The organism is Enterobacter sp. RHBSTW-00318 (assembly GCF_014101375.1).
Classification (GTDB): Bacteria; Pseudomonadota; Gammaproteobacteria; order Enterobacterales; family Enterobacteriaceae; genus Enterobacter; species Enterobacter ludwigii.
In genome coordinates, this window is the sequence record NZ_JABXQH010000001.1 from 1,503,059 (window position 1) to 1,515,318 (window position 12,260).

General features: G+C 57.2%; 15 protein-coding genes. 3 read left to right on the forward strand and 12 right to left on the reverse strand.

Annotated features, from left to right (window positions below; translation table 11 throughout):
* Position 1: 1 nt before the first annotated feature.
* A complete protein-coding gene (gene mtnA, locus HV157_RS07415; protein WP_025204686.1) occupies positions 2-1,018 on the reverse strand; it encodes an S-methyl-5-thioribose-1-phosphate isomerase in 1,017 nt (338 codons plus the stop codon).
* Positions 1,019-1,123: 105 nt separating this feature from the next.
* Between mtnA and mtnK the strand changes: the two genes are divergently transcribed.
* Positions 1,124-2,323: an S-methyl-5-thioribose kinase gene (gene mtnK / locus HV157_RS07420; RefSeq protein ID WP_138013619.1), complete on the forward strand. Its 1,200-nt coding sequence runs from the start codon at positions 1,124-1,126 to the stop codon at positions 2,321-2,323.
* A 54-nt stretch (positions 2,324-2,377) separates the two neighbouring features.
* Here the strand turns inward: mtnK and HV157_RS07425 are convergent, their stop codons facing one another.
* Genes HV157_RS07425 through HV157_RS07440 form a run of 4 tightly spaced genes read right to left on the reverse strand, consistent with a single transcriptional unit; the run spans position 2,378 to position 7,205 of the window.
* A complete protein-coding gene (locus HV157_RS07425) occupies positions 2,378-3,619 on the reverse strand; it encodes an LVIVD repeat-containing protein (RefSeq protein WP_182268342.1) in 1,242 nt (413 codons plus the stop codon).
* On the reverse strand, positions 3,616-4,680 hold the full coding sequence (locus HV157_RS07430) for a sugar ABC transporter substrate-binding protein (RefSeq protein ID WP_020885017.1): 1,065 nt from the start codon (positions 4,678-4,680) through the stop codon (positions 3,616-3,618). Before HV157_RS07430 ends, HV157_RS07425 begins: the two co-directional genes overlap by 4 nt.
* 30 nt (positions 4,681-4,710) lie before the next feature.
* Positions 4,711-5,706 (reverse strand): ABC transporter permease, encoded by a 996-nt coding sequence (locus HV157_RS07435; RefSeq protein ID WP_182268341.1) that lies wholly within the window; start codon positions 5,704-5,706, stop codon positions 4,711-4,713.
* On the reverse strand, positions 5,703-7,205 hold the full coding sequence (locus HV157_RS07440; protein ID WP_020885019.1) for a sugar ABC transporter ATP-binding protein: 1,503 nt from the start codon (positions 7,203-7,205) through the stop codon (positions 5,703-5,705). Before HV157_RS07440 ends, HV157_RS07435 begins: the two co-directional genes overlap by 4 nt.
* Positions 7,206-7,365: 160 nt before the next feature.
* Here HV157_RS07440 and HV157_RS07445 point away from each other — a divergent pair, with 160 nt between their 5' ends.
* Both HV157_RS07445 and HV157_RS07450 read left to right on the forward strand, forming a co-directional pair.
* Entirely contained in the window at positions 7,366-8,454 is a 1,089-nt protein-coding gene (locus tag HV157_RS07445) for an oxidoreductase (protein WP_182268340.1), read from the forward strand.
* A gap of 57 nt (positions 8,455-8,511) precedes the next feature.
* A complete protein-coding gene (locus HV157_RS07450) occupies positions 8,512-9,237 on the forward strand; it encodes a 3-oxoacyl-ACP reductase family protein (protein ID WP_182268339.1) in 726 nt (241 codons plus the stop codon).
* Positions 9,238-9,392: 155 nt separating this feature from the next.
* On the opposite strand, the gene HV157_RS07455 is transcribed toward HV157_RS07450, so the two are convergent.
* The 7 genes from HV157_RS07455 to HV157_RS07485 all read right to left on the reverse strand — a co-directional run bounded on the left by HV157_RS07455 (position 9,393) and on the right by HV157_RS07485 (position 12,256).
* Entirely contained in the window at positions 9,393-9,782 is a 390-nt protein-coding gene (locus tag HV157_RS07455; protein ID WP_001281697.1) for a Mor transcription activator family protein, read from the reverse strand.
* Entirely contained in the window at positions 9,779-10,207 is a 429-nt protein-coding gene (locus HV157_RS07460) for a regulatory protein GemA (RefSeq protein ID WP_244584062.1), read from the reverse strand. Before HV157_RS07460 ends, HV157_RS07455 begins: the two co-directional genes overlap by 4 nt.
* A complete protein-coding gene (locus tag HV157_RS07465; RefSeq protein ID WP_074168557.1) occupies positions 10,197-10,412 on the reverse strand; it encodes a hypothetical protein in 216 nt (71 codons plus the stop codon). The genes HV157_RS07460 and HV157_RS07465 overlap by 11 nt, the downstream gene beginning before the upstream one ends.
* Positions 10,409-11,098, reverse strand: a complete 690-nt coding sequence (locus HV157_RS07470) for a DUF2786 domain-containing protein (RefSeq protein WP_097455057.1) — start codon at positions 11,096-11,098, stop codon at positions 10,409-10,411. Before HV157_RS07470 ends, HV157_RS07465 begins: the two co-directional genes overlap by 4 nt.
* Positions 11,085-11,381 (reverse strand): hypothetical protein, encoded by a 297-nt coding sequence (locus tag HV157_RS07475; RefSeq protein WP_001569383.1) that lies wholly within the window; start codon positions 11,379-11,381, stop codon positions 11,085-11,087. Before HV157_RS07475 ends, HV157_RS07470 begins: the two co-directional genes overlap by 14 nt.
* Complete coding sequence (locus HV157_RS07480) at positions 11,378-11,566, reverse strand: hypothetical protein (RefSeq protein ID WP_048994575.1); 189 nt, start codon at positions 11,564-11,566, stop codon at positions 11,378-11,380. Before HV157_RS07480 ends, HV157_RS07475 begins: the two co-directional genes overlap by 4 nt.
* A gap of 78 nt (positions 11,567-11,644) precedes the next feature.
* On the reverse strand, positions 11,645-12,256 hold the full coding sequence (locus HV157_RS07485; RefSeq protein WP_097455058.1) for a DUF3164 family protein: 612 nt from the start codon (positions 12,254-12,256) through the stop codon (positions 11,645-11,647).
* Positions 12,257-12,260 lie beyond the last annotated feature (4 nt).

Here is a 12,260-nt window from a genome sequence, read left to right on the forward strand (position 1 = left end):
CTCAGGCGAATTTCCCTTTTGCCACCTCTTCCGGCGTGACGATGCCCGTATCCAGCACCCAACCGCTTATCAATGCCGCTGGCGTGACGTCAAAGGCTGGGTTGTAGACCTGCGCGTTTTCAGGAGCCCACTGCACCGCGCCAAAGCTCCCGGCCACGCCCGTCACTTCGCTGGCCGCACGTTGTTCAATGGGGATTGCCTCACCGTTCGGGCACGCCGGGTCAAGCGTGGTATGCGGGGCGGCGACATAGAACGGAATACCGTGGAACGTTGCCAGAACCGCCAGAGAATAGGTGCCAATTTTATTCGCCACGTCGCCGTTGGCCGCAATACGGTCTGCGCCCACCCACACCGCGTCAACCAGCCCTTTTGCCATCAGGCTGGCGGCCATGGAATCGGCGATCAGCTGGTACGGCACGCCCAGTTCGCCGAGTTCCCATGCGGTCAGTCTTCCACCCTGCAACAGGGGGCGGGTTTCATCCACCCAGACAGAGCTGACGCGTCCTTCCTGATGCGCGCGGGCAATCACGCCGAGCGCGGTGCCAACCCCTGCCGTCGCCAGCCCGCCGGTATTGCAGTGGGTCAGCAGACGACTGCCGGGTTTCACCAGCGTACTGCCGGCGTTCGCGATGGCCTCGCACAGCTGCTTGTCTTCATCAATCAGACGCAGCGCTTCCGCCACCAGCGCAGGCACAAAATCCTCCTGCCAGAGAGCCAGCTTCATGCGGTCGAGGTTGTTCATCAGGTTCACCGCCGTCGGGCGGGATGCCCGCAGGGTCTCCAGGGCCACAGCCAGTTCATCACGGCTTTTGCCGTTTTCCGCCAGAAGGGCCAGCAGCAGGCTTGCAGAGAGACCAATCAGCGGTGCCCCGCGTACGCGCAGGGCGTGAATATGGCCGACCAGCGCCTCTACCGTCGAGGCGTCAAGCCAGCGTTTCTCCTGAGGAAGCGCCTGCTGATCGAGAATAAATAACTGATTCTCCGCCACTCGCAGGCTGGTCGTCTGTAATGTCTGCATGTCGTTAATTCCCTGTTGCGTTGTTGTAGCACATTGTGTCAGGATGAAATCCAGATGTATAGACGTCTAAATGTCTTTATTAGCTAAACCAGTGAGGAACAGGCAATGTCGCAATACCGTACCTTTACCGCCCAGGATGCCGTGGAGTATGCAAAGCAGTTCGGCGGCCTTGATGATCCCTCATCGCTGGTGGAGGCGCAGGAAGTGGGCGACGGTAACCTCAATCTGGTGTTCAAAATTTTCGATACCGAGGGTGTAAGCCGCATCGTTGTTAAGCAGGCGCTGCCGTATGTGCGCTGCGTCGGCGAATCCTGGCCACTGACCCTGGATCGCGCCCGCCTGGAGGCGCAAACGCTGATCGAACACTACCAGCACAGCCCGCAGCACACGGTGAAAATCCACCACTTCGACCCCGAACTGGCGGTGATGGTGATGGAAGATCTCTCCAGCCATGCCATCTGGCGCGGGGAGCTGATCAAAAACACCTACTACCCGCAGGCGGCGCGTCAGCTGGGTGAATACCTCGCGCACACGCTGTTCCATACCAGCGACTTTTACCTGCACCCGCATGAAAAGAAAGCGCAGGTCGCGAAATTCCTTAATCCGGAGATGTGCGAGATCACCGAAGATCTGTTCTTCAACGATCCGTACCAGGTCCACGAACGTAACAACTACCCTGCTGAACTGGAAAAAGACGTTGCCGCCCTGCGCGATGACGCTCAGTTAAAAATTGCCGTGGCCTCGCTGAAGCACCGCTTCTTCTCACACGCTGAAGCCCTGCTGCATGGCGATATTCACAGCGGCTCGATTTTCGTGGCAGACGGCAGTCTGAAAGCCATCGACGCAGAGTTCGGCTACTTTGGTCCCATCGGTTTTGACGTCGGCACCGCCATCGGCAACCTGCTGCTCAATTTCTGCGGCCTGCCGGGGCATCTGGGTATTCGCGATGCCGCCGCGGCCCGTGAACAGCGTCTGACCGACATTCAGTCGCTGTGGAACACCTTCGCGGAGCGCTTCCAGATCCTGGCCAGTGAGAAAACGCGCGATGCGGCACTTGCTGCCCCGGGCTACGCCTCTGAATTCCTGAAAAAGGTTTGGAAAGACGCGATCGGATTCTGCGGCACGGAGCTGATTCGCCGCAGTGTCGGTCTGTCGCACGTGGCGGATATCGAGACCATTCAGGATGAAGCAATGCGCCACGAATGCCTGCGCCACGCGATTACGCTTGGCAAGGCGCTGATTGTGATTGCCGACCGTATCGACACCGCCGAAGCGCTGGTGGCGCGGGTGCGTCAGTACAGTTAAACGCCTCGGCCCTCTCCCGATGAAGAGGGCCGTCAGAAAGACACCAGCGCGCCGTTACCCCAGATACTCAATCACCGACAATCCACCGTTATAATCCGTGCTGTAGATAATGCCCTGCGCATCGACAAACACATCGCATGACTGGATCACCTGCGGTCGATTCGGCCGCGTATCCATCATCCTCTCTGGCGCCGCCGGCACCAGCGCACCGGTTTCAACCGGACGGTAAGGATTGGAAATATCAAACGCGCGCACGCCCGCATTCTGCCAGGTCGCAAAAATCAGCGTAGAGCTGACAAAGCTTCCCGGCCGGTTCTCGTGCAGGTTGTGTGGACCAAAATGCGCCCCTTTCGCCACATAATCCCGCTCCTGCGGCTGCGGGAATGTGGAAATACTTACCGGGTTCGACGGCTCGCGAATATCAAACAGCCAGATGAACTTCTCACCGTCCTCCTGGTTATCCAGCACCGCTTCATCCAGCACCACCAGCAGGTCACGATCCGGCAATGGCAGCGCGGTGTGCGTGCCACCTCCAAACGGCGGGCTCCAGTTGCGATGGCTAATCAGCTTCGGCTGCGTGCGATCCTTCACGTCCAGCAGCGTCAGTCCCCCGTCGCGCCAGCTCCCGTAAGCGGTATCCCCGGCGATAATCGCGTGGTGCAGCGCGTAGCGTTTGCCTTCCGGCCAATTGGGTTGCTCACCGTCGGCCTGGTTCATCCCCGGCAGCCACCAGCGCCCGGCCACCTCAGGCTTTTGCGGGTCGGTCAGATCGATCGTCAGGAAAATATAGTCGGTAAAGCCGTCGATCAGCGCCGAAACATACGCCCAGCGCCCGCCGACGTACCAGATACGGTGAATGCCGATGCCGCTCAGGGATAAAAAGCCGATCTCACGCGGTTTGTCAGGGGTGGAGATATCAAACACCCGCATCCCGGCGCTCCAGCCCTTGTCCTGCACGTCGCGTACGGTTTCCCCTACCTGACGGGTGTAGTAGACCTTTTCGTCAGCGAAACGGGCATCCGCGAACAAGTCTCGCGCATTAATGACCAGCAGGAGATCGTCGTGCGCCTGGAGATGAACGTTCCAGGTGCCGGGCGGCGCGGGCATATAGCCTGCCGGTTTGGGATGTTTAGGGTCGCGCACGTCCACAATGGAAAAGCCCTGTGAGACCATATGCCCGATGTACGCGAAACCGCGATGCACCATCAGCTGCACGCCGTCCGGGCGACCGCCCTGGTCGCTATGGCCAATCAGCCGCATATTGCGGCTGTATTCAGGCGTGGGAAGCATACTCATTGATGTTTCGCTTCAAGCGTCGCAAACCACGGGGCGATAAAATCTTCGGTCTGACCCCAGCCTGGAATGATTTTCCCCAGCGACGCCACGTTCACCGCGCCTGGCTGGGCGGTCAGCAGCGCCTGCGGGATCGCCGCCGCTTTGAAATCATACGTGGCGGGTGTGGTTTCACCGGCAATCTTGTTGGCAATCAGACGTACGTTGGTTGCACCAATCAGCTTCGGATCCACCGCCACGCTCACTTTCCACGGGCTGCCTGGCTCGCGCATCAGCTGAAGATCCTGGTTTGAGATATCGATGCTGTAGAGTTTGATTTCGGTGCGGCCGTTCTCTTTCAGGGCTTTGTAGGCCCCCTGGCTGAAGGCATCCCAGGTTCCCCAGATGGCGTCAATTTTGCCTTTCGGGTATTTCGCCAGAATAGCGCCCACTTTATTCGCGGTATCTCCCTGCACGTCAGACGAAACGGCACCGATAGACTCCAGCTCTTTAATGTCCGGATACTGCTTCTGCAGCGCTTTATAGGCTGCCTGACGACGTTCCATCGGCGGGAAACCGGCAACCCACAGCTTCACGATGTTGGCTTTGCCGTTGAAATCTTTCGCCAGCTGGCCGAAGGAGAGATGGGTCAGGGAAGCATCATCCTGCTGGGTCACGGTCACCCCAGGAATGTCGCCCTGAACGGCGGTATCAAACACCGACACTTTAATGCCGGCATCGACGGCTTTTTTCACCAGCGCGGTCGCATAGGGGTCGCGCCCCTGAGAGAGGATAATCCCGTCATATTTCTGGCTGATCGCCTGATTAACGAAGTCCTGGAATTTGGCGTCGTCGCCATTGCTCAAAAAGGTGCTGACCTTAAAGCCGAGCTTTTTGCCTTCCTGAATGGCACCGGCGACAAACTGCGTGGTGTTGTCGTCAGAGCCGAGGTTACGGATCACCGCAATGCGGATGGGGCCGTCATGATTTGCAATGGCGGGCGGAAGCGGTGCGGGGGTTGCCGCAAGGCCTGGCAGCGACGTCAGTAACCCTAATGCCACCAGAGAGAGGGTGATTTTTTTCATTCTGTTTTCCCGTTGTGTTGTGATCAATCGTTAGCGTTTTTGTATGTAGGTAATCGCCAGCGCCACGGCGAGCACCAGCCCTTTTATAATGTCCATCGCGTAATAGGGTACGGAAAGCATCACCAGACCGTTCGACAGCACGCCAAGAATGACTGCCCCGACGAGCGTACCCAGCGCGTTCGGTTTTCCGGACCCGGCGAGCGAGAAGCCAATCCACGCCGCCGCAACCGCATCCATCAGATAGCCGCCGCCCGCATTCACCTGTGACGAGCCAATCCGCGAGGCCAGTAAAATGCCGCCTAATCCGGCGAGCAGAGAGGCAATCACGTAGGCCGTCACCTTGTAGCGCGTGGTGCGAATACCGGAGAGACGTGCCGCCTCCGGATTACCGCCGATGGCATACATGCGTCGTCCGTGGGTGGTCAGTGACAGCCCCAGCTGTGCGAGGATCGTCACCACCAGCATGATGATCACGATAGTCGGTACCTGTCCCAGCAGGCTGAACGCCGCCGGAATGGTCCCTTCAGCCATGTCGCCGCTCGGCAGCACCATGTTTTCGGTAATTGACCCGCCGTAGCTGTAGGTCATCGCCACGCCCTGGATAACAAACAGGCTGGCAAGCGTGGCAAGCATGTCCGGGATCCGCAGGATGACAATCAGAAACGCGTTAAACAGGCCAACCAGGGTACAGAGCGCCAGGGTAATCAGTATCGATTCGGTGGTGCCGAAGCCGTACCAGACGAACAGTGACACCACCAGCGCGTTAGCCAGCGATGCCGTTGAACCAACCGACAGGTCAAACCCGCCGATGGTCAGCGAAATTGACACCCCGATAGCAATCACCGTCACGATGGCAATTGAGCGCAGGATATTGATAATGTTGTTCGGATCGAGGAAGTTGTCCGACGCCAGGCCAAAGATGGCCACCAGCGCCACCACGGTCAGCAACATGCCCCACTTGTAGAGAAAATCAAAAATTTGCTGACGGCCAGACGCCGCCGCCGTTACTGAAAGGGCCTTGCTCACGACGCCGTTCCTCCGGTTGAATAATAAAGTAGTGTCTCTTCGTGGGCCTCGGCCCCGGCGATTTCCGCCACGATACGTCCGTCCCACAGCACGCAAATGCGATCGCACAGCCCCACCAGTTCAGCGAATTCACCGGAGGCGTAAATCACCCCTTTGCCCTCGCGCGCCAGGCCGTCAATTAACTGGAACAGATCGGTTTTCGCTTTGACATCGACGCCTTTGGTCGGCTCATCGAAAATCAACACGCTGGCGTCGTTGCGCAGCCACTTGCCGATGGCAATCTTCTGCTGGTTGCCCCCCGACAGACGACGTAGCACCTGCCCCGGCCCACGCGCACGCACGCCGACGCGGGCAATCACCTCTTCCGCCCAGCGCCACGCCTGACGGTGGCCGAACAGGCTCCAGCGCGAGAAGCTGTTATCCGCAGTGACCGCCAGGTTCATGCTCACCGGTTCATCAATAAAAATGCCCTCTTTGCGCCGTTCCTCCGGTACCAGCGCCAGACCGCGCAATACCGAATCCGCCGGATCGCGCGGCTGCCAGGGCTGATGATTTAGCTCACCACGCGCTACACGGCTTTTGCTGGCCCCAAACAGCGCCTTGCAGAGTTCCGTTTTGCCCGCTCCCGCCAGCCCGGCAATGCCCAGGATTTCGCCTTTTCGCAGGTGCAGGGAGATATCTTTCAACAGCGCGTCATCGTGCAGCCCTTCCACGCGCAGTAACGTCTCGTCGCTGTGCGCAGGACGGGCCGGCGGATAGATATCGTTAAGCTCATGACCAAGCATCTTCTCAACGATTGCGTCACCGCTGAGGTTCGCCATCGGGCCGGATTCAATCAGCTTGCCGTCGCGCAGCACGGTTAAGGTGTCGCAAATAGCGTTCAGTTCGTGAATACGGTGAGAGATAAACACCACGCCAATCCCCTGCTTTTGCAGACGTCTCACTACGGCGAAAAGCCGTTCGCTTTCATGGCTATCCAGCGGCGCGGTCGGTTCATCCAGAATCAGAAAACGGCAGTGGTGTGAGAGCGCCCGCGCCAGCAAAATCTGCTGCTTTTCTGCCAGCGTGCAGGTGTCGACGATGCGTCGCACATCCAGAGCGATACCCAGTTGCGCCAGCGCCTGTTTCGCCTGCTGGCGGATTGCGCGCCAGCGATAGCGATGCCCCGGCTGTGCAAGCTGATCGAGCATGATGTTTTCGGCAATGCTCAGCCCTGGTATCAGCGCGACGTCCACTTCCTGCTGCACCAGGTGGATACCCAGCCGTTTGGCATCAAGCGGCTCGCGGATCGTCACCGGCTGGTTATTAATGCAGATCTCACCTTCGTAGCGATCGTAAGTGCCGCACAGCACCGCCATCAGCGTCGATTTCCCCGCGCCGTTTGCGCCGGTCAGCGCATGCACGGAGCCGCCCATTAACGTCAAATCCACGCGCGACAACGCCTGAAAGCCGGAAAAGGCCAGGCTGATACCGCGCATCTCAAGGCGACTGGAAACCATCCGCGTTAAATCCTTCTTTCATATTGTGATTTATCGAATTTTTCACAGCTCCGGTTGACTGACAACGACGGAAAAGGCATAAGATAAAGCGAAATATTATTAGCCATCCGGATGTCCAGACATAACATCGGGTTAGCGCTTGCTAAAAAAAGGACAACACATGAGCAACACCGATATCCGCGTCGTGCCAGGCCCGGCGAACTATTTCTCGCATCCGGGAAGCCTTGCGCACCTGAATGAATTCTTTACGCCGGAACAGCTCTCCCGCGCGGTGTGGATTTATGGCGAACGCGCCATTGAAGGCGCGCGCCCTTTCCTGCCGGAAAGCTTTCACGCACCGGGGGCGAAACATCTGCTCTTTAAAGGGCACTGCAGCGAACGTGATGTCACCGATCTGGTGACGGCGTCTGGCAATAACGCCAGCGTGGTGATTGGTGTCGGCGGTGGCGCACTGCTTGATACCGCCAAAGCGGTGGCGCGCCGTCTCGGCGTGCCGGTGGTGGCTATTCCCACCATCGCCGCCACCTGCGCCGCCTGGACGCCGCTCTCCGTCTGGTATAACGATGCAGGTCAGGCGCTGCAGTTTGAGGTGTTCGACGATGCTAACTTCCTGGTGCTGGTGGAACCGCACATTATCCTCAAAGCCCCAGCGGAGTACCTGCTGGCAGGCATCGGCGATACGCTGGCGAAGTGGTATGAAGCAGTTGTCCTGGCCCCAGAACCCGAAAACCTGCCTCTGACCGTACGGCTGGGGATCAACGGCGCGCTGGCGATCCGTGACGTGCTGCTTTCCCGTAGCGAAGAGGCGCTGGCCGACCAGCAGCGTGGCGAAGCGACGCAGGCGTTCAGGGACGTTGTGGATGCCATTATTGCCGGGGGCGGAATGGTGGGCGGTCTGGGCGAGCGCTATACCCGCGTGGCGGCCGCGCATGCGGTGCACAACGGTTTAACCGTTTTGCCGCAAACGGAAAAATACCTGCACGGTACCAAAGTGGCCTACGGCATCCTGGTGCAAAGTGCGCTACTCGGCCAGGATGACGTGCTGGCCGAGTTGGTGGCGGCCTATCAGCGCTTTACCCTGCCCACCACGCTTCGCGAACTGGAGGTGGATATCAACAACCGCGACGGGCTGGACAAGGTCATTGCCCATACGCTGCGCCCGGTGGAATCTATCCACTATTTGCCGGTCGCGCTCACCCCTGAGGTTCTGCGCGCCGCGTTTGAGAAAGTGGAATCCTTCAGCCGTTAATCGTTCCGACCGACTATACCTAATGATGATTCTCATCACTCTCGCAACGAGGTCATCATGCAGATCGATTTAACAGGTAAGAAGGCGCTGGTTACCGGCGCCAGCCGTGGGTTGGGTCGTGCAATCGCACTTTCACTGGCACGCGCCGGTGCCGATGTGGTTATTACGTATGAAAAATCCGCCGACAAAGCCCAGGCGGTCGCCGAAGAGATAAAGGCGCTTGGGCGCCACAGCGAGGCGATTCAGGCCGACAGCGCCAGCGCACAGGCCATTCAGGATGCGGTTACCCATGCGGCGCGCTCCCTGGGCGGGCTGGATATTCTGGTCAACAACGCCGGGATCGCACGCGGCGGTCCGCTGGAGTCCATGACGCTGGCGGATATTGACGCCCTGATTAACGTCAATATCCGGGGCGTGGTGATTGCCATTCAGGAAGCGCTGGTGCATATGTCTGACGGCGGGCGCATTATCAACATCGGCAGTTGTCTGGCAAACCGTGTGGCGATGCCCGGTATTGCCGTCTATTCGATGACCAAATCTGCACTCAACTCCCTTACCCGGGGTCTGGCTCGCGATCTCGGCCCGCGCGGCATTACCGTGAACCTTGTGCATCCTGGCCCGACAAACAGCGATATGAACCCGGAGGATGGAGAACAGGCTGAATCTCAGCGCCAGATGATTGCGGTGGGACATTACGGCCAGCCGGAAGACATCGCCGCCGCGGTCACCTTCCTGGCCAGTCCTGCCGCCGGACAAATATCCGGCACGGGACTGGATGATTAGACTTGAGATAAATGACAGGGAATAAGTGAGATAATTATGGGAAGAACTGGGTCAGCATGGGAAGAGACTGGATGGAATATGCAATAACGTTACAGTATGTGAAAATCAGACCGGCCCGAAAAAAAACAGAACTCGCGCCAGCCTGATTGCAGATGTTACTCCTTTTTCCCCGTATCGGCATCGGGTTCACCATCAAACAGTTTGCCCTGCATCCGATCCAGTTCTTCTTTTCTGACCCGCTTCACCACGCTGTAGACCCACTGTAGCGAAACACCAAATTTGCGAGCCAGTTCGTGATGGTTGCGTCCGTCAAACTCCAGGAAGATTTCCCGGTCGCGCTGGCTGACCTTCCAGACCATGCCCATCGGAAAATAGACGTTTTGCCCGCCCCAGACCTGCATCATGCGGTTCGCGACAGCCTGACCAATCTGGTCGGCAACAGCGGGTTCGATATCAATAATCTCGCGGACGGTCTCAGAAGTATGCTGTGCCAGTTCCACCAATAGTTCCGGCCCTTTACTACGAAACTGATTCAGGTCGCTCATTGCTTCACCCCCGCAGCTCTGCGCTGCCACTTCTTCAGTTTCTCAATAACGCTACTTGCCTGCTCATTGCTGAGCCAGCGTAACGCGTTGATGCCTGTCTCCCGTTTAACCCACAGCGCCAGCGCCTGCTCTGAACTGTCTCGGACGGTACCCGCCGCTGCCATTTCAAGCCAAAGCGCACGGATTTTCTTTGACTGCGGATGGTTATCCAGCGGTAAGCCGGACCTGGCTTTTCCGGCAGGCTTAATGCGAAAGCCTTTCTTTTTCATAGATTCCAGAACACGGTTTAGCTGTGGGGTATCCATCCCTTTGGTTGAGGCTTTGCCAGTCAGCCCCTGTAGCATCTGGCGGTAGGTGTCCTCATCCATCTGGAGGTCATTGCGGGCAATATGGATGAGTTGAATAAGACGCTGCTTAGTCATCATCGTCGCTCCTTTTACCTGCGCCACCGATATAATCGACATATAAAGGAAGCGCTACAGGCCAGCACAGGAACATAACAGCCCAACTGATCCAGTGTCCGGCACCGCTGTAACGTGAGTAAAAACCTGAGCGGCGGTGCAGTTCAGCAGTACACCACCCCACGAGACCATACCAGAACAGGGCACATACAATAGATTCAGCCATCATAAACCACTCCCCAGCTTCCGCTGCTCCTGCCCGCCAACGGGCTGATGCAGGCGGACGTTTTCCCCTTCTCTGTAACCGATGCGGCGGGACATGTCCGCGTCACGTGATTTCCCGGCCCCATGGCCCGTGGTTGTGCCTGAGTCAGGGTATTTTTGTTCAAGCCAGAGGCTTGCCAGCTCCCGTTCTTCGCGGGACATAGCAAATAAATGAACCTCGCTGCGCACGGCCAGAACCCAGCCTTCGGCAAATTTGTCACCACGGCTGGTCTTGGTCGTGTTTTTGATTCTTTTATTCTGCTGTCGAATATAGTTTTTACGGGCCATGATTAATTGTCTGGCCAGTACCTCCCATGTATATGAGGCCAGTTCAACCCGGTCTTTATTACCGTAAAAACCAACGCTGGGTTTAAAGCCGGTGTGAATAATAGACTTAACGCCAAATGCTACCTGGATAATATCCAGCAGACCCAGCATGTAACGCGGCGGGTTAACGCTACCTGCAGTCCAGTAGTTACTGACGCTTTCATCAATATCACTGAGTGCGAGGTCAGCCTGAGTGATGTTATAGGCCTGCATCAGTTTCTGGGCGCGTTGCAGGGCCAGTGCAGCTTCATGAGGGTTGTCGGATTTAGCCAACGCCAGCAACTTTTTTAACTTCTCCAGCAGCTTTTCATTATTCTGCGGCATAAGTCACCCCCAGACGTTCGGCAAGGCGTTCCAGCTTTTTCTGCTTATGAAAGTCAATCATCAGACCCATCCCGTTGAGGCGGAACTGTTCAATCATGATTTCAACGTCAGCCAGCTCGCCAGCCAGATCAACTTCATTGCCCAGGCCGTTCATGTTGCGGGCAGCGGCAGCGGCCAGTTCGGCGGCTTCCTCCATCAGTTTCAGCGCCTGTGCTTCAGGGCCAAAAGTTTTCAGGGCCAGATTGTAGATCGTCGAACGGTTATATAATTTCATGCCTTTCATTTTGTTGCCTCGCAGGGGATGAACTCCATGGCCGGGACTTCGGTGTAGTAATGCTGGCTGCAGTGAGGACATACCAGCGTGATGAGGACGGCTGGCACATGGTATTTGCCAGAGGCAATGACGCTGGCGTCGCTGAACTTCAGGGTGGTGATACCTTTCTTACAGTTGGAACATTTGATGGACATGATTTATTCCTCAATATTGTTTTCGGCGTGCAGAAGCCCACGGCGCTGACGCCGAAATAAAAAGAAATTGAATTAAAATTAAATGGCAGCGATATCTAACGGAATATTAATTAGCTTCCCGTGTTTATCTTTCTCCCGGAAATTAATATAAGTTTTGGACATTGCCACCTGCAGTGATTCCGATATGGCCTCCATTGCTCGGTTCCAGCGCTCGTCCTGAATCTTGACCCGGCGCAGGGAAAGAATACGTCCGGTGTTAAGCTGGCCCTCTTTGTCCACCTGAAAAGCATCGCTGATGATGGCTCGCAGGTTGGCGTTTGCGCCTTCCGACCACTCGGTGACGCACTCGTCTATCAGGTCTTTGGCAATCTGCAGCTCTGGCCCGAAGGTCAGGGTTTCCTGCACGCGGATGGTGATCTGCTGAGCACCGTCGAAGCTGCTGAAGGTCACGTTGCCTTTGGCACCGCCACGCGTTCTGCCGTACTTCTCGGCCACAAGGTCAAGCCAGGCATAGCACTCGTCAAAGGCACGACGCTTGAAGTCGCTGAGTTCATCGCGTTTAACTTTCGCGGCGGCAACCTGTTCTTTAACGAAAGAATCCATCGCAAGGTCATAGTCAGACACCCGGTCAACCGGCACCAGACGCCCCTTGCGGTCTTTCATGTAGTCTTCTTTATTTACTTCGCTCATCTCT

What these genes read in the sequence shown, in the direction of transcription:
- HV157_RS07480 (WP_048994575.1), bottom strand. Translation starts at nt 11,566, where the DNA reads ATGTCCATCAAATGTTCCAACTGTAAGAAAGGTATCACCACCCTGAAG.
- HV157_RS07440 (WP_020885019.1), bottom strand. Translation starts at nt 7,205, where the DNA reads ATGGTTTCCAGTCGCCTTGAGATGCGCGGTATCAGCCTGGCCTTTTCC.
- HV157_RS07460 (WP_244584062.1), bottom strand. Translation starts at nt 10,207, where the DNA reads ATGATGACTAAGCAGCGTCTTATTCAACTCATCCATATTGCCCGCAAT.
- HV157_RS07445 (WP_182268340.1), top strand. Translation starts at nt 7,366, where the DNA reads ATGAGCAACACCGATATCCGCGTCGTGCCAGGCCCGGCGAACTATTTC.
- HV157_RS07450 (WP_182268339.1), top strand. Translation starts at nt 8,512, where the DNA reads ATGCAGATCGATTTAACAGGTAAGAAGGCGCTGGTTACCGGCGCCAGC.
- HV157_RS07430 (WP_020885017.1), bottom strand. Translation starts at nt 4,680, where the DNA reads ATGAAAAAAATCACCCTCTCTCTGGTGGCATTAGGGTTACTGACGTCG.
- mtnA (WP_025204686.1), bottom strand. Translation starts at nt 1,018, where the DNA reads ATGCAGACATTACAGACGACCAGCCTGCGAGTGGCGGAGAATCAGTTA.
- HV157_RS07475 (WP_001569383.1), bottom strand. Translation starts at nt 11,381, where the DNA reads ATGAAAGGCATGAAATTATATAACCGTTCGACGATCTACAATCTGGCC.
- HV157_RS07465 (WP_074168557.1), bottom strand. Translation starts at nt 10,412, where the DNA reads ATGATGGCTGAATCTATTGTATGTGCCCTGTTCTGGTATGGTCTCGTG.
- HV157_RS07485 (WP_097455058.1), bottom strand. Translation starts at nt 12,256, where the DNA reads ATGAGCGAAGTAAATAAAGAAGACTACATGAAAGACCGCAAGGGGCGT.
- HV157_RS07455 (WP_001281697.1), bottom strand. Translation starts at nt 9,782, where the DNA reads ATGAGCGACCTGAATCAGTTTCGTAGTAAAGGGCCGGAACTATTGGTG.
- HV157_RS07470 (WP_097455057.1), bottom strand. Translation starts at nt 11,098, where the DNA reads ATGCCGCAGAATAATGAAAAGCTGCTGGAGAAGTTAAAAAAGTTGCTG.
- mtnK (WP_138013619.1), top strand. Translation starts at nt 1,124, where the DNA reads ATGTCGCAATACCGTACCTTTACCGCCCAGGATGCCGTGGAGTATGCA.
- HV157_RS07425 (WP_182268342.1), bottom strand. Translation starts at nt 3,619, where the DNA reads ATGAGTATGCTTCCCACGCCTGAATACAGCCGCAATATGCGGCTGATT.